Raw genomic sequence first — 18131 nt, 5'->3', positions numbered from 1 at the left:
GGATTGGGGTCTTATTTGGCCCCAAATCTACCTCGCAATCCTTCGCCAACTTGACCACGATGCAGCAGCAGGTGATCCAAGATGACGCAAGCCATCATTGCCTCGCCCACAGGCACAGCGCGGATACCGACACAGGGGTCATGACGCCCCTTTGTGATCAGGTCGGTGTTTTCGCCCGCCTGATTGATCGTTTTGCGCGACGTGAGGATCGAAGAGGTGGGTTTCACCGCAAACCGCACAACAAGGTCTTGCCCGGTCGAAATCCCACCGAGAATACCGCCCGCATGATTAGACCCAAACTCAGGCCCATTTGGCCCCATCCGCATCTCATCGGCGTTTTCTTCACCAGACAGACAGGCGGCATTCATACCTTCGCCAATTTCGACACCTTTCACCGCGTTGATCGACATCATCGCCGCAGCCAAATCCGTGTCTAACTTGGCATAAATCGGCGCTCCAAGCCCGGCTGGCGCGCCTTTCGCGACCACCTCGATAATGGCTCCAATAGAGGACCCGCTTTTTCGAATGCCAGTCAGATAAGCGGCCCAGTTTTCGGCGGTTTTGGCGGAGGGCACCCAAAACGGGTTGTTGTCGATCTCAGAGAAATCGCGTTCGCCTTCGATCCCATGCGGGCCGATCTGGGTCATGTAGCCCTTGATCTCAAGGCCCGGCACCAATTCGGCCAAAACCGCGCGTGCAATACCGCCAGCGGCCACACGCGCCGCGGTTTCGCGCGCACTGGAGCGGCCGCCCCCGCGATAATCGCGGATGCCATATTTTTGGAAATAGGTGATATCGGCATGGCCCGGACGAAAGGCTTGCGCGATCTCACCATAATCCTTTGAGCGCTGATCGGTGTTGCGGATCAGCAATTGGATCGGCGTACCCGTGGTCTTACCCTCAAACACCCCAGACAGGATTTCCACTTGGTCCGGTTCGCGCCGCTGAGTGGTGTATTTCGATGTTCCCGGCTTGCGTTTATCAAGCCAGACCTGAAGCATCGCCTCATTGATTTCGATACCCGGAGGGCAACCATCCACCGTCGCGCCAAGCGCCGGACCGTGGCTTTCACCCCATGTCGTGAAACGAAAAAGATGTCCGAATGTGTTCATGCTCATCGGGTGCTCCTCAGGTTTCCCCTGCTTTACCCGATGTCACTTGTTTGAGCAATCAAGGGAAATCATTCTATGGCGCTCATAAAGCACATCCTGAACCAACCGGTCTCTCCCGCACTGTAGGAGGGGCTTGAACTTCCTTCAAAGGGGCAATAGCGTCACGGACACCTCGGGGTGCCCGTGTGCAACACGGCTGAGATGCGAAAGCGGACCCGTTGAACCTGAACCGGCTAACACCGGCGGAGGGAAGGTATCAGCGATCACCATTCGCCACCTTTTTCTTCGCCCATTTTTGAATGGAGCGAGCCATGAAATATGGATTTACACTTGCGGCACTGGTTGCGGCCTCGGCGGCTCACGCAGACCCTCTGACCATCTATGCCCCCGATTATTTTGCCTCAGAGTGGGGTCCGGGCCCTGCGATTAAGGCGGCATTTGAGGCCGAATGTGACTGTGAGATTGAATATGTCACAGGTGATGTGTTGCCGCGTATTCTGTTGGAAGGCGAACGGACCAAGGCGGATGTGGTTATCGGGTTCAATTCAGATGTGACCAAGAAGGCACGTGAAACCGGGCTTTTTGCGCCGCATGGGTTGGACCTGTCGCCGTTGACCCTGCCGCTTGAGTGGACGGACGACACGTTCTTGCCGTTCAACTGGAGCTATACGGCCTTTGTTTATGACAACACCAAGATTAAAAATCCGCCCGCGTCCTTCCATGACTTGGTGAATTCGACTGAGGATTGGTCCATCGCAATCCAAGATCCGCGCACGTCGATCTCGGGGCTGGCTCTGGTGCTGTGGGGCAAAGAGGTGTTTGGGGACGACGCCGAAGCGGAATGGGCAAAATTGGCACCGAAAGTCACGACAGTGACTAAGGGCTGGTCCGAAGCCTACGGCCTGTTTACCGATGGTGAGGTGGACATGGTACTCTCCTACACGACCTCACCCGCATATCACATCATTGCTGAAGAAGATGAAACGAAATCCGCCGCGCTGTTCGACGAAGGCCACTATTTCATGGTCGAACTCGCCGCAAAACTGAAAGGCACCGATCAGCCGGAGCTTGCGGATGCGTTCATGGCCTTCATCCTCTCACCGACGTTTCAAAACATCATTCCGACGGCCAATTGGTCCTACCCCGCCGCTTTGCCGCGTGATCAATGGCCCGAGGCATTCTCTGAATTGAACTACCCGGAAAAGGCCATTTTCCTTGATGAAAATGAAGCGGATGCGTTGCGGGACAAGGCGATTGCCGAATGGCGCACCGCGTTTTCGCAATAAGACTTTGGCCGGGGCTCATCGCGGCGGCTTTGGTCGCCGCCTTGAGCCTTGGCACTCTGGGCGTTGTTGCGCTTCGGGCTGAAAGCTTTTCAACACTGTCCAAATTTGACTGGATGGCGGTCCGTTTCACCGTTGTTCAGGCACTGATCTCTGCGGCGCTGTCGGTGGTCTTGGCGGTTCCCGTCGCACGCGGCTTAGCGCGGCGTGATTTCCCTGGGCGTCGTTTTTTGATCACCCTCTTGGGCGCACCATTTATCTTGCCAACGATTGTGGCCATTCTCGGATTAACGGCGGTGTTTGGCAAAACGGGATTTGTCTCGATTGCGCTCAGTTGGGCTGGATTAGAGCCTGTTTCGATCTACGGATTCCATGGTGTGATCCTTGCGCATGTGTTCTTTAATCTGCCGCTTGCAACGCGGTTGTTGCTTCAGGGTTGGGGCGCGATCCCGTCCGAGAGGTTCCGCCTTGCGGCCTCGCTTAATTTCGCTCCGCGCGACATGTTTCGCCACATCGAAGGACCGATGCTCAAAGAGATTGTGCCCGGCGCGTTTGCCGTCATTTTTCTGATTTGCACCACCTCCTTCGCCGTCGCCCTGACCTTTGGTGGCGGCCCCAAAGCCACCACCGTTGAACTCGCGATCTACGAAGCGTTTCGCTATGACTTCAACCTCGGTAAAGCCTCACTTTTGGCGCTGATCCAAGTGGTGATCTGTGCGGTTGCTGCGTTTATCTCGCTGAAATTTCGCGTGCCTCAGGTGGGAGGGGCTGGATTGGACCGCCCTGTGCAGCGGTTCGATGTTCGTAGGTTGAGTGCTCGGGGGTTGGATTTGTTTTGGATCGTGATGGTCAGTCTCTTCTTGCTCCTGCCGCTTCTGTCCATCGTCCTGCGCGGCGCACATGGGGTGTTTGATCTGCCCATCTCCGTTTGGTCCGCGGCCCTGCGTTCCCTTGTGACGGCCCTCGGATCGGCGGCTTTGGCGATCATCTTGTCCCTGTCTCTTGGCCTTTCGGCGCTACGGTGGCGATGGTTGGAAGGTGTCGGCATGACGGCCATCGCAGCCTCGCCCCTGGTCATGGGCACAGGGCTTTACATTGTGCTTTTTGCTGTGGCCGATCCGGCGGATTGGGCTTTGTTCATCACCGCTTTGGTCAATGCGGTGATGGCCTTGCCGTTTATCTTGCGCGCGATTGGGCCCGCTTTGGCGGCAACGGAGCGGACCTATGGGCGCTTGTCTGACAGTCTTGGGCTGACGGGATGGACCCGCGTGCGGCTTGTGCTGTGGCCCCGGTTGCGCGGGCCTGTGGGCTTTTCGGCCGGGTTGGCTGCGGCGCTGTCGATGGGGGATCTTGGGGTGATCGCCCTTTTTGCGCGTCCAGATTCCGCAACGCTCCCGCTTCAAATCTACCGCTTGATGGGATCATACCGGATGGATCAGGCGATGGGGGCGGCTTTACTGCTTCTTGGGCTGAGTTTGGCTCTGTTTTACATCTTCGATCTCTGGGGGAGACGCCGTGCTTGAGTTCCGAAATTTGCACTTAACGCAGGGCGATTTTACCCTCACCGCCGATTTCCAAGTGCCAAAAGGCGCGCGGGTGGCGGTGATTGGACCTTCGGGGGCGGGAAAATCGACGCTTCTGTCGCTCATTGGGGGATTTGAGACTCCAGATGATGGCGATATTTTTTGGCAGGAGAAGCCCTTTGGCCTTTCCGCGCCTTTTGAGCGTCCGATTTCTCATCTGTTTCAGGACAACACGCTTTTTGCCCATATGACAGCGGAGCAGAATGTGGGTCTTGGGCTTAAACCAAACTTACGGCTGTCGAAATCTGAGCAGAGCGCAGTATCCGAAGCGCTGCGGGCCGTAGGGCTTGAGGGTTTAGAAAACCGGCACCCTGGCGCGCTTTCGGGCGGACAACAAAGCCGCGTGGCCTTGGCGCGTGTCCTTGTGCAGAAAAAGCCGCTGATCTTGCTGGATGAACCGTTTTCGGCGCTTGGTCCGGCGATGCGCCATGAGATGATTGATCTGGCGAAAGAGGTGGCCGGACGCTTGCAGGCGACGATGTTGATGGTCACCCATGATGTGTCGGATGTGGACCGTTTCGCCGATCTGGTGATTTGGGTTGAGGAGGGTCTCTGTCATCCTCCGCGACCTTGGGCAGAGATGATGTCTGAGCCGCCACAGGGACTTTTGGATTACATCGGCACATGAAAAAAGCGCCCCAATTTGGGGCGCTTTCTCATTTCAAACTCTTCAGTCGCTTAAAGCGACGTCTTTTTGCCTTTATGCGGCGCCCAGAGTTTTTTGTTGGTCAGGTAGAGCAAAGAGGTCAGCAGCACCAAGAAGGTCACGGCCATAAAGCCAGCCCGCTTGCGTGCCATCATCTTTGGCTCAGCGGCCCACATCAAAAAGGCAGCCACGTCTTCGGCTTCATGGTGCAGCTCATTGGAGTGACCATCAGCATATTCGACATCTTCCCCGTAAAGGGGCGGAGCCATGGCGATCCAACCCGTCGAGAACGCGGTGTTCTCGTAATAAGTGGTGCCAGCTTCGACCTTTTCCTCACCGGTGTAGCCGGTCAGGATGGAGACGATGTGCTCCGGGCCACCGATGCCTTTGAGGAACTGGTTGATGCCAGTGCCGTAAGGGCCGTGGAACCCTGCACGCGCTTTTGCCATCAAGGACAGGTCAGGTGCGTTTTGCGAATTGTTGGCCGGGAAGTGGTCGTTCGCGGTCAACGGGCGCGCAGCACCTTCGTTATAGTCGAAAAGCTGCATGTTGGAGGCTTCGTCATTCACCGACAACTGGGCCGCATAAGCGCGGACCTGATCTTCGGGGAGTGCCGGGCCACCTTCGTCGGCCAGCGTGCGGATCGGCACGAATTTCATGCCGTGACACGCCGAACAGACCTCGGTGTAAACTTGCAGACCGCGTTGAAGCTGCATCTGATCAAATTTACCGAACGGTCCTTCGAAGGAGAAATCCACATCCTGGACATGTCCACCTTCGCCTGCGGCGATCGCCCCACCGGTGGACAAAGCCAGCGCGGTGAGGGCGGAGAGGGTAAGTTTTTTCATCATCGTCCCTGTTTCCTTTCTCACTCGGCCGCGCCCGGGTAATGGGCGGCAAAGTCTTCTTCGATCGTGGCCGGGGTCGGCAGCGGTTTCTCGATCACACCCAAAAGCGGGAGGATGACGAAGAAGTAGGCGAACCAATAGGTTGCACCGATCAGCGAGATATACGGGTAAATCCCATCGGTCGGCATGGCGCCCACCCACATCAGCACAACGAAATCGACGGCCAACAGCGCAAACCACCATTTGAACATCGGACGGTATTTGCCCGAACGAACCGACGATGTGTCGAGCCAAGGCACGAGCGCCATGGCGATGATCGCACCAAACATGGCCAAGACGCCGAAGAATTTCGCATCAACGATGCCGCCGGTGATGAAGGAGACGGCTTGTACAGCCCAAACATCGGCGGTGAAGGCACGCAGGATGGCGTAGAACGGCAGGAAGTACCATTCCGGCACAATATGTGCAGGTGTCGAAAGCGGGTTTGCTTCGAGGTAGTTGTCCGGGTGACCGAGGAAGTTCGGCATAAAGCCAACAACCGCGAAGAACACGACCAAAACCACGCCCAAGGCGAAGAGGTCTTTGATCACGAAATACGGCCAGAAGGGCAGGGTGTCTTTCTTGGCTTCGGCTTTCGAGGTGCGACGCACTTCAACACCAGTCGGGTTGTTGTTGCCGGTGGTGTGGAAGGCCCAGATGTGAACAATCACCAAGCCCGCAATCACGAAAGGCAGCAAATAGTGCAGCGAGAAGAAGCGGTTCAGCGTGGCGTTGTCCACAGCCGGCCCACCCAAGAGCCAGGTTTGGATCGGTTCGCCGACAAAGGGGATCGCGCCAAAAAGGCCGGTGATCACGGTGGCGCCCCAGAAGGACATTTGACCCCAAGGCAAAACGTAACCCATAAAGCCGGTTGCCATCATCAAGAGGTAGATGATCATGCCGATGATCCAAGTGATCTCGCGCGGGGCTTTGTAAGAGCCGTAGTAGAGACCACGGAAAATGTGCAGATACACGGCAAAGAAGAACATCGACGCGCCGTTGGCGTGCAAGTAGCGCAGCATATGACCGCCGTTCACGTCACGCATGATGTGTTCGACAGAGGCAAAGGCCATATCGACATGCGGCGTGTAATGCATCACCAACACAATGCCGGTGACGATCTGAAGCCCAAGGCAGAACGCGAGCACGATGCCCCAGATCCACATCCAGTTCAGGTTTTTGGGGGTCGGGATCATCAAGGTGCCGTGGATCAGGCCGATGATCGGAAGGCGGGACTCGACCGCCTTGGTGAAGCCCGTTTTGGGCTCATAATGGTCGTGCGGAATACCAGACATAAGTTCCTCCCTCAGCCCAGAACGATTTCGGTGTCGCCATCAAAAGCAGCGACAGGAATATCGAGGTTGCGCGGAGCCGGACCTTTGCGGATACGGCCAGCGGTGTCGTAATGCGACCCGTGACAGGGGCAGAACCAACCACCGAAATCACCAGCACCATCACCCAGAGGCACACAGCCAAGGTGGGTGCAAACACCCATCATCACCAACCATTCACCCGCTTCATCGAGCGTGCGGTTTTCGTCGATGGCGGTTGCGTCAGCGGCGATGTTGGCGTTTTCAGCTTTTGGATCAGCAAGATCGCTCAGCTCAACTGCGCGGCCCATGTCGATCTCGTCCTGGGTGCGGCGGCGGATGAACACCGGCTTGCCGCGCCATTTGACGGTCAGCTGCGTGCCAACTTCGACGCCGCTGATGTCAACACGGATCGACGACAGCGCCTGAACATCGGCAGAGGGGTTCATTTGATTGACCAGCGGCCAGACGGCGGCGCCTGCTGCGACTGCACCTGCGCCACCAGTGGCGTAGTACAGGAAATCGCGGCGGGTGCCTTCGTGTTCTTCTACATGGGACACGAGCAAATCTCCATTGTCTCAAGCCGGGTCCGTCCGGCGAATGCATGAGAGGCCGCAATTGGATGCAGCCCTTCCGGGCCGCTTTTAGCGAGGCGATGCGCTCACGTCCAGCATACAATGGGACGCAGGGGCGCGCGATCTGTCGCGGTGTGGCGCAAGAGGAACGACATTTTGGTTTTCGCACGATCTGTGACCGCTAACGAAACTGAAAATGCCATAACTCAAGGAAAAACCACCGGAATCGCTAAGGTTTCCCATTTGGGATACCGCGTCATGATGGCTGCAAAGCGATCTGATGCAAGAAAGCGGTCAAGCCATCCGCGCAGCCCTGGCCAGTCCTGCGCGTCAAACCATGCGCGATCCACATTTGCGTATTGCCGCACGAAGGTGAGTGTGGCCAGATCGGCAAAGCTCGGATGAGGGCCATAGAGCCACAGGGCCTTTTGCAGTTGCGCCTCGGCGCGGTACAAAATCTGTGCCGCCACGTTACGTTCGGCCATTGGATCAGCGCCGTTATAGCGCGGGGCGTATTTGTACCGATCCAGTGCGGATTTGAACGGACCTTCGATGGCGGCGATCCAATCCTGAGCGTCCGGCGGCATATCCAAAAGCCCCTCAGGGTCATGTTGTGCCAAGGCCCATTCCATAATGTCGCGGCTTTCGTCGATCACGCGATCTTTGAGGATCAGCACAGGCACGGTGCCTTTGGGCGAGGCGTCCAACATCTCTTGCGGCTTGTCACGCAACAGGATTTCGCGCAGTTCAACCTCTATCCCCGCGCTCAAAATCGCAAGACGTGCGCGCATGGCATAAGGGCAGCGGCGGAAGGAATAGAGGATCGGCCTCATGTTTGACGTCACTTAGGCTAAGAGTTGCGTGCCTTTGAGGCCGCGTATCGTGGCCCTGATAATCGCGCCTTCGGTTTGTGGAGTGGCGAAGGTGACTTCGGTGAATTGTTCAGTCCGACCCATATGCGGGTTTTCCATGAGGATGATGTGGTCCCGCCCAACCTGCGCCTCAAGGTGGCGTTGTACCTGCGCGTCTCCGGCCTTACGCAGCCGTGCGGCGCGGGCTTTGATGACAGTCCCATTCACTTGGTTGGGAATCTTCGCCGCCGGGGTGCCTTCGCGTTTGGAATAGGGAAAGACATGCAGCCAAGTGAGGTCGCATTCGCTTACCAATTTCAGCGAATTCTCAAAATGTGCCTCGGTTTCGGTCGGAAACCCGGCGATGATATCGGCGCCAAAGGTCATATCCGGGCGCAGTTTGCGCGCCTCTTCGCAAAACCGGATCGCATCGTCGCGCAGGTGGCGGCGCGCCATACGTTTGAGAATCAGGTCATCGCCATGCTGAAGCGACAGGTGCAAATGCGGCATCAAGCGCGGCTCGGTTGCAATCGCCTGCATCAGCATCTCGTCGGCCTCGATGGAATCGATCGAACTGATCCGCAGGCGCGGCAGGTCCGGCACCAGTTTCAAAATCCGCATCACCAGATCGCCGAGATGCGGTTCTGCCGGTAAATCTGCCCCCCAAGAGGTCAGATCGACCCCGGTCAGCACCACCTCATTATAGCCTTTGTCCACGAGTCGTTTGATCTGATCGACCACGACCCCGGCGGGCACAGAGCGGGAATTGCCGCGACCATAGGGGATGATGCAAAAGGTGCAGCGGTGATCACAGCCATTTTGAACCTGAACATAGGCGCGCGAGCGGGTTCCGAAACCGTCAATCAAATGTCCGGCGGTTTCCGTCACCGACATGATGTCATCGACCTGAACGCGCTCGGTCTGGCCAATGAAATCGGGGCCCATGCGGGACCAGGTTTCCGGCTGCATCTTTTCCGTATTGCCAATGACCAAATCGACCTCGGCCATTTTGGTAAAGGTCTCTGGCTCCGTCTGGGCGGCACAGCCCGTAACGATGATTTTGGCGTCGGGATTGTCGCGTCTGAGTTTGCGAATCTCTTGTCGGGCTTTGCGCACGGCTTCTGCGGTCACGGCACAGGTGTTGACCACCACAGCGTTTTCAACCCCGGCTTTCGCGGCGAGGTCTTTCATCGCTTCGGTTTCATAGGCGTTGAGGCGACAGCCAAGTGTCGCGAAGACAGGTGCTTTTGTGGACATCAAATACGCTCCAGAAAGGAGGCATCAAACTCCGCCTTGAACACCAATTGCGTGGGTCCGGTCATCCAAACGCCATCGTCGCGCCACTCGAGCGTCAGCCAGCCGCCATCGACCTCCATCCGCACCTTTTTGTCGGTGAGGCCGCGCAGGTTCGCGGCAACGGCCGTGGCACAGGCACCCGATCCGCAGGCCAGCGTGATACCCGTGCCGCGCTCCCAGACCCGCATTCTGATCTCATCGCGCGCGCGCACTTCGGCAAATTCCACATTGGTCCGTTGCGGAAACAGCGGGTCGAATTCGACCTTGCGGCCCCATCCGGCGACATCGGTTTCCTCGGCACTCTTTACAAAGAACACCGCATGAGGGTTGCCCATACCAACAGCAACAGGATCGCCGTCCAGCGGCAGATGTTCCACATCCACCGGGCGCGAAAGAGGCACCTCATCCCACATCAGTTGCGGGTGGCCCATGTTGACCGACACCTCATCGCCCGCACGCCGGGCAGTCAAAATCCCGCGTTCGGTGCGAATCGTGACCTCGTCTTTGCCGGTCTCATCCAAAATCAACCGCCCGACACAGCGCGTGGCATTGCCACAGGCGCCTGCGCGCGAGCCGTCCGAATTCCAGAAGTCGAGATCAATATCCGCCATGTCTGACGATCTGATCTCTGCCAGTTGATCAAATCCCACGCCCCGGTTGCGATCGCCAATGGCGCGCGCAAGCTCCGGTGTGACCACAGCAGTGCTGCCCCGAGAATCAAAGATCACGAAGTCATTGCCAAGCCCATGCATTTTCAGAAAGGGGAGGCGGGAAGGGGTGTGCTCATGTTGCATGTGCGGGCATATAAACCTTGTTCGAACCTTTTCCAAGAAAATCTCTGATTTCTGCTTGACGCCCCCGCGCTGCAACTGTAGTTCCCCCGGCACAGCCGAAAGGCAAAGAGAGTGGGCCGGTAGCTCAGTTGGTAGAGCAACTGACTTTTAATCAGTAGGTCTCGGGTTCGGATCCCGACCGGCTCACCATTTCTTCCCTTGAAAGACGATAGTAGGTTTGTCGCTTACGACAATGCCTCTATCGCATCCTCGCAGTCTTGCAAACCCAGAGGGTCAGATGCGCGGTGCAGGATGTTTTGTTGATCTGGATTGACGGCACACATTCTTTCAGTTCTTCCACCATCCAAGCGAGGGCGATATCGCTCAGGCGGGACTCGGCTTCGGGATACCCGATGATCACTTGGAACCACGCACACCCCCCAATCCCTACAATTATTTGGCCTTATCCATAACAATTGGCGCGGCTCACGAAACGGCGTGAATGTCGGGTTGATGTTTGGGATTTCATGCCGGTTCGGTTTGAAGATTTCGCATGCCGTGCCAAATCGCTGTCCGTGAACAAGCTCTGGCAGGATGTTGAGCACAATGCGAGGGAGATCAAGTGGTGGAAAACATAACATTCTTTGGGTTGGAGATCGTCAACGGTCGCGGTGTTCGGCCCGTCGACATCGCAGAGTTTCGGTGCGGTTTCACAGGCCGATGCTTCAATACGGTCGGTCACATGAGCAACGCAGTATACGGTCTTTACCTGCTGGAGGTGCGAGATTGACATGAATCATGATTCATGTTTCATATTAATTAGAGGAGAAATCAGGGAGGAGACCCTAATGCTGCGCTTGTTTGCGTTGACGGCTGCTGGTGTGTTGATGTCATCGACAGCCTTTGCCGAAATCCGGATTGCCCATGTCTATGGCAAGACCGGCTCGCTGGAGGCCTATGCCGCCCAGTCGCACAATGGTCTGATGTTGGGGCTGGAATATGCCACCAACGGCACCATGGAGATCAACGGTGAGAAGATCATCTTGATCGAGAAGGACACCCAGCTGAAGCCGGATATCGGGCGTGCGCTGCTCGAAGAAGCCTATGGCGACGACGACGCACATATCGCCGTGGGTCCGGTCAGCTCGGGCGTGGCCCTGGCCATGCTGCCGGTGGCCGAGGAATATGAGCGTGTGCTGATCGTCGAGCCCGCAGTGGCGGATTCGATCACCGGCGAGAACTGGAATCCCTATATCTTCCGTACCGGTCGCAACTCCTCGCAGGACGCGATTTCCAACGCGGTCGCTCTAGGTGGCGAGGGGGTGGTCGTGGCGACGCTGGCGCAGGATTATGCCTTCGGTCGTGACGGAGTCGCGGCCTTCCGCGAGGCGCTGGAAGAGACCGGCGCCACCATCGCCCACGAGGAATACGTGCCCACCGATACCACGGATTTCACTGCGGCGGCGGAGCGTATCTTTACCAACATGGCCGACTTGGAAGGGGAGAAGAAGCTTTTCATCATCTGGGCCGGGGGCGGCAATCCCATGGGCAAGATCAATGCCATGGAGCCCGAGCGATTTGGCATTGAGATCGCCAGCGGCGGTAACATCCTTGCGGCGCTGAAAGCCCACAAGGAAATCCCAGGCATGGAGGGCGCAACCTACTACTACTACGAGATTCCGCAGAACCCGATCAACGAATGGCTGGTGAAGACCCATTTCGAGCGCTTCGACAGCCCGCCGGACTTCTTCACCGCCGGTGGTATGGCGGCGGGGTTGGCGATCGTTGAAGCGATCAAGCGGGCCGGTGGTGCCGAGGATACCGATGCGCTGATCGAGGCCATGGAGGGGATGACCTGGGAGACGCCGAAGGGCCCGATGCAGTTCCGCGTCGAGGACCACCAGGCGATGCAGTCCATGTATCACTTTCGGACCGAGATCCAGGACGGCAAGGACTACGGTGTGCCGGTTCTCGTGCGTGAGATCGGTATGGATGAAATGAATATCCCGGTCCGCAACCAGTAACACGCGACGCGTGCCCTTCACTTGTGCCACCCCGGGCGGCCGATGCGGCGGCTCGGGGTACAAGGAAAAGAGACCCATGACCCAGACACTTCTTGAGACCGATGCACTGACCGTGCGTTTCGGTGGCCATGTGGCTGTCGACGCGGTGTCGTCCAGCTTCCGCGCGGGCGAGTTGACCGCCATCGTTGGCCCGAACGGCGCGGGCAAGACCACCTATTTCAACCTGATCTCGGGGCAGATCCCCGCCAGTTCGGGGCGCGTGAAACTGCTGGGCGAGGACATCACCCGGCTTGGCGTGGCGGACCGTTGTCGCCGCGGGCTTGGCCGTGCCTTCCAATTGACCAACCTGTTTCCCAGTCTGAGCGTGCTGGAGAACGTGCGCCTGGTCATCCAGTCCAAGCAGCACAAGGGGTTCGGTCTGTTCTCTATGGCCGATAGCCACCAGGAGCTGACCGTTGCCGCCATGGCGATCCTGGAGCGGGTACGGCTGGACATCCAAAAGGGCCAGCTTGTCTCGGAGCTGTCACATGGGGACCAGCGCAAGCTGGAGGTTGCCCTGCTGATCGGCCTCGACCCGATGGTCTACATGTTCGACGAACCGACCGCCGGGATGAGCGTGGACGAGGCGCCGGTGATCCTTGACCTCATCGCGGAAATCAAGGCGGACCGCGCGCGCACGGTATTGCTGGTCGAGCACAAGCTTGATGTGATCCGCAGCCTCGCCGACCGCATCATCGTCCTGCACAACGGGGCGCTGGCCGCCGATGGACCGCCTGCCGAGGTCATGGCCTCCGCCGTGGTGCAGGAGGCCTATCTGGGCAAGGAGCTGGACCATGTCTGAGCCAATCCTTTCACTGCGCGGGTTGCACACCGACATCGCGCAATATCACATCCTCCAGGGCGTTGACCTCGAGGTGCCGCGCGGCCAGGTGACCATGCTGCTGGGGCGCAACGGCGTGGGCAAGACCACGACGCTGAAATCGATCATGGGGCAGTGGAGCGCCAAGTCCGGCCAGATCCTCTATGACGGTCAAGACATAACCCGGCTGCCCGTCTCGACGCGCGCCCGCGCTGGCATCGGTTTCGTGCCGGAGGACATGGGCATTTTCCGCGACCTGACGGTTGAGGAGAACATGGTGCTGGGCTGCACCACAGGGCCGCTCGACCCCGCGCGCAAGGACTGGCTGTTGAGCGCCTTTCCGGCCCTAGGCACCTTCTGGCACAGCGAGGCGGGCAACCTCTCCGGCGGCCAGAAGCAGATGCTGTCCATCGCGCGCGCCATGGTAGAAGAGCGCAAGCTCTACCTGATCGACGAGCCGACCAAGGGGCTTGCTCCCGCCATCGTCTCGACCATGGCCCAGGCTCTGCGGGAGCTGAAGGCGCAGGGTGCCTCCATCCTGTTGGTGGAACAGAATTTCTCGGTCGCCCGTGCCTTGGGCGACAGCGCGGCGGTCATGGACGACGGTCGGGTGACCTGGACAGGCGAAATGGCCGAACTGGCCGCGAACAAGGACCTGCAGGAGCGCCTGATGGGTTTGAGCATGGAGACGCACTGACATGACCCTTGCCCCTGACCACAAGCCGACCTTCGCCAATCTCAGCCTCACCGACCGGCTGGGCAAGGCCATGCCGGTCATACTTGTTCCGATCCTGATCGTGCTCGGCTTCGTTGCCATCGGTGCGCCCTCGTCCTGGCTGACACTGACGGTGTCCGGCCTGGCAATGGGCATGATGATCTTCATCATGGCCTCCGGCCTGACGCTGGTCTTCGGCCTCATGGACGTGATCAACTTCGGCCATGGCGCCTTCATCTCTGTCGGCGCTTTCGTCGGCGTGTCTGTACTGATCGCTCTGGGCGACTGGACCGGTGCCGCCTCTCTACTGCTGAACATGGCGGCGATCCTACTGGCCGTGGTGGCGGCCATGGCCGTGACTGGTGCCCTCGGCTGGGGCTTCGAGAGGGTCATCGTGAAGCCGGTCTACGGCGCCCATCTCAAGCAGATCCTGGTGACGGTCGGCGGGCTGATCGTCATTGAGCAGCTGATCTATGTGATCTGGGGGCCGGATGAGATCTTCATCAACCGCCCGGAAATGCTGAAAGGAGCGGTGACTTTCGCCGGAGCGGCGATGGAGAAATACCGCCTGCTGGCGGTGGGGATCGGCCTTGTACTCTTCATCGCTATGCGCATGGTTCTCCGCCGCACCAAGATCGGCCTGATTGTCCGCGCCGGGGTCGAGAACGGCCCCATGGTTGAGGCGCTGGGTTACCGCCTGCGCATCGTCTTCGTCGGCGTGTTCATCGCAGGCTCGGCCCTGGCGGGCCTGGGCGGCGTGATGTGGGGGCTTTACCAGGAGGTGATCACCGCCGGGATGGGCGAGGAGATGATGGTTCTGGTCTTCATCGTGGTCATCATTGGTGGGCTGGGCTCCGTCGAGGGGGCCTTCATCGGCGCGCTGCTGGTGGGGCTGCTCCAGAACTACATCGCCTTTCTGGAACCGAAACTGGCGCTGGTGTCGAACATCGCGCTGATGACTGCAATCCTGATGTGGCGGCCGCAAGGCATGCTGCCTGTCGTGAAGGCAAAATGAAATGATCGTCAAACTTCTTTCCGGGGATCAGCCGCGCTCTGTCCTCCTGACCCTGCTGCTTCTAGTGACCCTGGTCTGCCTGGCTGGCGCGCCCTTCCTTTTTGACGGTGTGCGCGCGCTGGACACGGCGGCGCGGATCTGCATCTTCATCGTTCTGGCGGCGAGCTACGATCTGTTGCTGGGCTATGGCGGCATCGTCAGCTTTGCCCATACCATGTTCTTTGGCCTCGGCGCCTACGGGGTGGCGCTGACGTCGTCGCATATGGGGCGCGGCTTTGATGCGCTGCTGGTTGGCTCCGTATCCGGCGCCGTGGCTGCGATCATCCTGGCGCTGCTGATCGGGCTCTTCAGCCTGCGGGTGCGGGCGATCTTTTTCGCGATGATCACCTTGGCTGTGGCTTCGGCACTGGCGGTGCTGGTCTCGCAGTTCTCCGGTCTGACCGGCGGCGAGGACGGGCTGACCTACAAGATTCCGCGCGTTCTGACCTCGGCCAACCGGATGGGCGAATTCATGGGTACGCAGGTCAGCGGCAAGATTTTGAACTACTATCTGGTGTTCACCGCTGCGCTGATCCTGTTCCTGCTGCTGCTGCGCATCGTGAACTCGCCCTTCGGACGGGTGCTGCAGGCGATCCGCGAGAACGACTTCCGCGCCGAGGCCATCGGGTACCGGGTGATCTGGTATCGCACCATGGCCACCTGCCTCTCGGCAGCGGTTGCTGCCCTGGCCGGGAGCCTCTTTGCGATCTGGCTGCGCTACGTCGGGCCGGACACCACGCTGAGCTTCGAGATCATGCTGGACATCCTGCTGATGGTGGTGATCGGCGGTATGGGCACCATGTACGGTGCGGTGATCGGGGCCACGCTGTTCATCCTAGCGCAGACCTACCTGCAGAATCTGATGGGGAGTGCCTCTGAAGCCACCTCGGCCCTGCCATTGGTGCCTGATTTGCTGGACCCGGACCGTTGGTTGATGTGGCTGGGAGTGCTGTTCATTCTCAGCGTCTATTTCTTCCCTACGGGCATCGTGGGCCGGCTGCGCGAGCGCCGTGCATCGTGACGGTTCCGGTTCTCTTCCTGCATGGCTGGGCCATGAACGGCGCGCTCTTCGACGACATTGCCGGGCGGCTGGGCACGGACTTCGATTGCCATGCGCCCGACCTGCCGGGCCATGGCAGCCGGGCCGCGGCAGAGCCCAGCCTCGACAATTGCGCGGCGGTTGCCCGGCAGTGGATCGAGCGGCTCGACCGGCCGCTTCTGGTCGGCTGGTCCATGGGGGCAGCGGTCGCCTGGCGCCACCTGTTCCGGCACGGCACCGATGGGTTGCGCGGGCTGGTCACCATCGACATGAGTCCACGCATGCTGCCGGACGCGAACTGGGATCTGGGGCTGATTGGCCAGAGCCCCGCGGCGATCCTAACGACCTCCGAGAAGATCGTGCCGCGCTGGTCCGTCATGGCCGAGCGCATTGCCTGCAACATGTACGCGCGCGACAGCGAGCCGACAGTCAGCCGCGAGACGATCCGGGACCTGCTGTTGGCGCAGGACCCCGAACGCCTGCGCGCGCTTTGGGACGATCTGACCGCCATGGACGAGCGCCGGACGATGGCCGGGATCAACATCCCCTATCTCGTTTGCACAGGCGCCCGGAGCCGCCTTTACAGCCAGGAGGTGGCGCATTGGATTGCGGCACAGGCGGGGCAGGCGCGGGTCGCACGCTTTGACCACTCCGGCCATTCGCCGCACCTAGAAGAGCCCGAGGCCTTCAGCGATGCCCTCCGGCGTTTCGTGGCGCGGGAAGGGCTGGCGCAAATGGTCTCGGAGCAGGAAGGCGACACCCCATGACCAGATCAACAGGGGCCAGACCCAAAACAAAACGCGGCATCGAGCGGCGTGCCAAGATCCTCGCCGCCGCCGAGCAAGTGATCGGGGAAAAGGGGTTCAATGCTGCCTCCATCGCCGACATCACCCGTGCGGCGGGGACCGCGCTGGGGACCTTCTACATCTATTTCTCCGGCAAGGACGTGCTGTTCCGCGAACTGGTGCAGGACATGGGGCGCGCCACCCGGTCGCAGGCAGCGGAACGCATTGCGGGTGCGGCCAACCGGCTCGAGGCGGAGCGCGCCGGTCTGGAGGCCTATTTGACCGTCGTGCGCGACCGTCCGATGCAATACCGCATCGTCGAGGAGGCCCGTTTCGTCGATCCCGACGCCTACCGCGACTATTACATGGCCTTCGGCAAGGTCTACGCCGAGCAACTGGAGAAGGCCGAGCGCCGGGGCGAGATCTCGGCCGGTGACGCCGAGGTGCGCGCCTGGGCGCTGATGGGCATCGCCAAGGCCCTGGGCGAGCGTTTCGTGCTCTGGGAAGAGGAGGTCGATATCGAACGCGTGGTGAGAGAGACGCATGCCTTCATCTGCAAGGGGCTGGCACCATGACCGACCTGATTTCCCGCGAAATCTTTGACCTTCCCGGTGGGGAGGCCTGCTTTCGGATCACCATGACGGCCCCGCGCGCCAATGCACTGGAACCGGGATTGCTGGCGGCGCTGCATGCTGCGTTCGATGCACTGGAACGCTCCGGCGCGCAGAAGGCGCTGATCTGCGGCGGACGAAATTTTTCCACCGGTGGCGACGTGGGCCGGTTCTTCGAGGCGGCACAAGAGGGTCGCGCGGAAGACTACGCCCGGACGGTGGTGCCGGCCCTGCAGGACCTGATCGCCCGCATGATCGCCATGCCCGTGGTCATCGCGACCGCCCTGTGCGGCGCAGCGACCGGCGGCTCGGCGGGCCTGCTCTTTGGCTCCGATCTCGCCGTGGCGGCGCCCGGCGCCTTTGTGCAACCCTATTACGGCACCATGGGTTTCGCGCCTGATGGTGGCTGGACTGTTGTCCTGCCGGACCTGATCGGCACAGCACAGGCGCGGGGCTGGCTGATGGCCAACCGCCGGCACGAGGTTGAGGAGTTGCTGCGCCTGGGGCTGGTGCAGGCCGTGGATGATGCGCCCGAGACCCGGGCGCTGGCCCTGCTGGGCGCGATCGAGACGGGCTCTGCGCTGGCGACCAAGGCGATCCTCTGGAACGCCCCTCGACGGGCAGCCCTGCGCGCCGGGCTGGATGCGGAAACCTCGGCCTTTCTCGACCTGATCGGGCGGCAGGTGACCCTGTCGCGCATGAAACAGTTTCTTCAACCGAGTGGATGA

18 protein-coding genes, 1 tRNA gene and 1 riboswitch are annotated in these 18131 nt (G+C 59.8%); of the genes, 12 read left to right on the top strand and 7 right to left on the bottom strand.

Features of this window, described 5'->3' with window-relative positions:
- Positions 1-11: 11 nt before the first annotated feature.
- On the bottom strand, positions 12-1118 hold the full coding sequence (gene aroC, locus BLT54_RS09260) for a chorismate synthase (RefSeq protein WP_074643975.1): 1107 nt from the start codon (positions 1116-1118) through the stop codon (positions 12-14).
- A 157-nt stretch (positions 1119-1275) separates the two neighbouring features.
- Positions 1276-1380: riboswitch (TPP riboswitch) on the top strand.
- A gap of 43 nt (positions 1381-1423) precedes the next feature.
- Here aroC and thiB point away from each other — a divergent pair.
- The 3 genes from thiB to BLT54_RS09245 are packed head-to-tail and all read left to right on the top strand — an operon-like array spanning position 1424 to position 4606.
- Positions 1424-2398, top strand: coding sequence for a thiamine ABC transporter substrate binding subunit (gene thiB, locus BLT54_RS09255; protein WP_074643972.1), 975 nt, complete (start codon positions 1424-1426; stop codon positions 2396-2398).
- Positions 2374-3918: a thiamine/thiamine pyrophosphate ABC transporter permease ThiP gene (locus BLT54_RS09250; protein WP_074643969.1), complete on the top strand. Its 1545-nt coding sequence runs from the start codon at positions 2374-2376 to the stop codon at positions 3916-3918. The genes thiB and BLT54_RS09250 overlap by 25 nt, the downstream gene beginning before the upstream one ends.
- Positions 3911-4606 (top strand): thiamine ABC transporter ATP-binding protein, encoded by a 696-nt coding sequence (locus tag BLT54_RS09245; RefSeq protein WP_083351773.1) that lies wholly within the window; start codon positions 3911-3913, stop codon positions 4604-4606. Before BLT54_RS09250 ends, BLT54_RS09245 begins: the two co-directional genes overlap by 8 nt.
- A 50-nt stretch (positions 4607-4656) precedes the next feature.
- Here the strand turns inward: BLT54_RS09245 and BLT54_RS09240 are convergent, their stop codons facing one another.
- The 6 genes from BLT54_RS09240 to dapF all read right to left on the bottom strand — a co-directional run bounded on the left by BLT54_RS09240 (position 4657) and on the right by dapF (position 10337).
- Positions 4657-5475, bottom strand: a complete 819-nt coding sequence (locus BLT54_RS09240; RefSeq protein ID WP_074643967.1) for a cytochrome c1 — start codon at positions 5473-5475, stop codon at positions 4657-4659.
- Positions 5476-5492: 17 nt separating this feature from the next.
- Positions 5493-6806, bottom strand: coding sequence for a cytochrome b (gene petB / locus BLT54_RS09235; protein WP_009570287.1), 1314 nt, complete (start codon positions 6804-6806; stop codon positions 5493-5495).
- Between the two features lie 11 nt (positions 6807-6817).
- A complete protein-coding gene (petA, locus tag BLT54_RS09230; RefSeq protein WP_074643965.1) occupies positions 6818-7381 on the bottom strand; it encodes a ubiquinol-cytochrome c reductase iron-sulfur subunit in 564 nt (187 codons plus the stop codon).
- Between the two features lie 221 nt (positions 7382-7602).
- Positions 7603-8229, bottom strand: coding sequence for a glutathione S-transferase (locus BLT54_RS09225; protein ID WP_074643963.1), 627 nt, complete (start codon positions 8227-8229; stop codon positions 7603-7605).
- 12 nt (positions 8230-8241) lie between these two features.
- Positions 8242-9504, bottom strand: coding sequence for a tRNA (N(6)-L-threonylcarbamoyladenosine(37)-C(2))-methylthiotransferase MtaB (mtaB, locus tag BLT54_RS09220; protein ID WP_074643960.1), 1263 nt, complete (start codon positions 9502-9504; stop codon positions 8242-8244).
- Complete coding sequence (gene dapF / locus BLT54_RS09215; RefSeq protein WP_074643956.1) at positions 9504-10337, bottom strand: diaminopimelate epimerase; 834 nt, start codon at positions 10335-10337, stop codon at positions 9504-9506. Before dapF ends, mtaB begins: the two co-directional genes overlap by 1 nt.
- A gap of 113 nt (positions 10338-10450) precedes the next feature.
- Between dapF and BLT54_RS09210 the strand changes: the two genes are divergently transcribed.
- From BLT54_RS09210 to BLT54_RS09170, 9 genes are all read left to right on the top strand, one after another.
- Positions 10451-10526: transfer RNA gene (locus tag BLT54_RS09210), tRNA-Lys, on the top strand.
- A gap of 638 nt (positions 10527-11164) precedes the next feature.
- Positions 11165-12340 (top strand): substrate-binding domain-containing protein, encoded by a 1176-nt coding sequence (locus BLT54_RS09205; RefSeq protein ID WP_074643953.1) that lies wholly within the window; start codon positions 11165-11167, stop codon positions 12338-12340.
- A gap of 76 nt (positions 12341-12416) precedes the next feature.
- On the top strand, positions 12417-13181 hold the full coding sequence (locus BLT54_RS09200; protein WP_009570496.1) for an ABC transporter ATP-binding protein: 765 nt from the start codon (positions 12417-12419) through the stop codon (positions 13179-13181).
- Entirely contained in the window at positions 13174-13896 is a 723-nt protein-coding gene (locus BLT54_RS09195; protein ID WP_074643950.1) for an ABC transporter ATP-binding protein, read from the top strand. Before BLT54_RS09200 ends, BLT54_RS09195 begins: the two co-directional genes overlap by 8 nt.
- Before the next feature lies 1 nt (position 13897).
- Entirely contained in the window at positions 13898-14929 is a 1032-nt protein-coding gene (locus BLT54_RS09190) for a branched-chain amino acid ABC transporter permease (protein ID WP_074643946.1), read from the top strand.
- A gap of 1 nt (position 14930) precedes the next feature.
- Positions 14931-15989 (top strand): branched-chain amino acid ABC transporter permease, encoded by a 1059-nt coding sequence (locus BLT54_RS09185; protein WP_074643943.1) that lies wholly within the window; start codon positions 14931-14933, stop codon positions 15987-15989.
- Entirely contained in the window at positions 15905-16774 is an 870-nt protein-coding gene (locus BLT54_RS09180) for an alpha/beta fold hydrolase (RefSeq protein WP_342707847.1), read from the top strand. Before BLT54_RS09185 ends, BLT54_RS09180 begins: the two co-directional genes overlap by 85 nt.
- The gene (locus BLT54_RS09175) at positions 16771-17367 is read left to right on the top strand and encodes a TetR/AcrR family transcriptional regulator (protein ID WP_074643936.1); all 597 of its coding nucleotides are present in this window, start codon (positions 16771-16773) and stop codon (positions 17365-17367) included. The genes BLT54_RS09180 and BLT54_RS09175 overlap by 4 nt, the downstream gene beginning before the upstream one ends.
- Positions 17364-18131 (top strand): enoyl-CoA hydratase/isomerase family protein, encoded by a 768-nt coding sequence (locus BLT54_RS09170; RefSeq protein ID WP_074643932.1) that lies wholly within the window; start codon positions 17364-17366, stop codon positions 18129-18131. The genes BLT54_RS09175 and BLT54_RS09170 overlap by 4 nt, the downstream gene beginning before the upstream one ends.

The sequence above is a fragment of the Celeribacter baekdonensis genome, assembly GCF_900102315.1.
In the GTDB taxonomy this organism is placed as follows: Bacteria; Pseudomonadota; Alphaproteobacteria; order Rhodobacterales; family Rhodobacteraceae; genus Celeribacter; species Celeribacter baekdonensis.
Note: the sequence above shows the minus strand (reverse complement) of the source record. Positions and strands in the feature narration are given on the sequence as shown.

What these genes read in the sequence shown, in the direction of transcription:
- aroC (WP_074643975.1), bottom strand. Translation starts at nt 1,118, where the DNA reads ATGAGCATGAACACATTCGGACATCTTTTTCGTTTCACGACATGGGGT.
- thiB (WP_074643972.1), top strand. Translation starts at nt 1,424, where the DNA reads ATGAAATATGGATTTACACTTGCGGCACTGGTTGCGGCCTCGGCGGCT.
- BLT54_RS09250 (WP_074643969.1), top strand. Translation starts at nt 2,374, where the DNA reads ATGGCGCACCGCGTTTTCGCAATAAGACTTTGGCCGGGGCTCATCGCG.
- BLT54_RS09240 (WP_074643967.1), bottom strand. Translation starts at nt 5,475, where the DNA reads ATGATGAAAAAACTTACCCTCTCCGCCCTCACCGCGCTGGCTTTGTCC.
- petB (WP_009570287.1), bottom strand. Translation starts at nt 6,806, where the DNA reads ATGTCTGGTATTCCGCACGACCATTATGAGCCCAAAACGGGCTTCACC.
- BLT54_RS09225 (WP_074643963.1), bottom strand. Translation starts at nt 8,229, where the DNA reads ATGAGGCCGATCCTCTATTCCTTCCGCCGCTGCCCTTATGCCATGCGC.
- mtaB (WP_074643960.1), bottom strand. Translation starts at nt 9,504, where the DNA reads ATGTCCACAAAAGCACCTGTCTTCGCGACACTTGGCTGTCGCCTCAAC.
- dapF (WP_074643956.1), bottom strand. Translation starts at nt 10,337, where the DNA reads ATGCAACATGAGCACACCCCTTCCCGCCTCCCCTTTCTGAAAATGCAT.
- BLT54_RS09205 (WP_074643953.1), top strand. Translation starts at nt 11,165, where the DNA reads ATGCTGCGCTTGTTTGCGTTGACGGCTGCTGGTGTGTTGATGTCATCG.
- BLT54_RS09200 (WP_009570496.1), top strand. Translation starts at nt 12,417, where the DNA reads ATGACCCAGACACTTCTTGAGACCGATGCACTGACCGTGCGTTTCGGT.
- BLT54_RS09195 (WP_074643950.1), top strand. Translation starts at nt 13,174, where the DNA reads ATGTCTGAGCCAATCCTTTCACTGCGCGGGTTGCACACCGACATCGCG.
- BLT54_RS09190 (WP_074643946.1), top strand. Translation starts at nt 13,898, where the DNA reads ATGACCCTTGCCCCTGACCACAAGCCGACCTTCGCCAATCTCAGCCTC.
- BLT54_RS09185 (WP_074643943.1), top strand. Translation starts at nt 14,931, where the DNA reads ATGATCGTCAAACTTCTTTCCGGGGATCAGCCGCGCTCTGTCCTCCTG.
- BLT54_RS09175 (WP_074643936.1), top strand. Translation starts at nt 16,771, where the DNA reads ATGACCAGATCAACAGGGGCCAGACCCAAAACAAAACGCGGCATCGAG.
- BLT54_RS09170 (WP_074643932.1), top strand. Translation starts at nt 17,364, where the DNA reads ATGACCGACCTGATTTCCCGCGAAATCTTTGACCTTCCCGGTGGGGAG.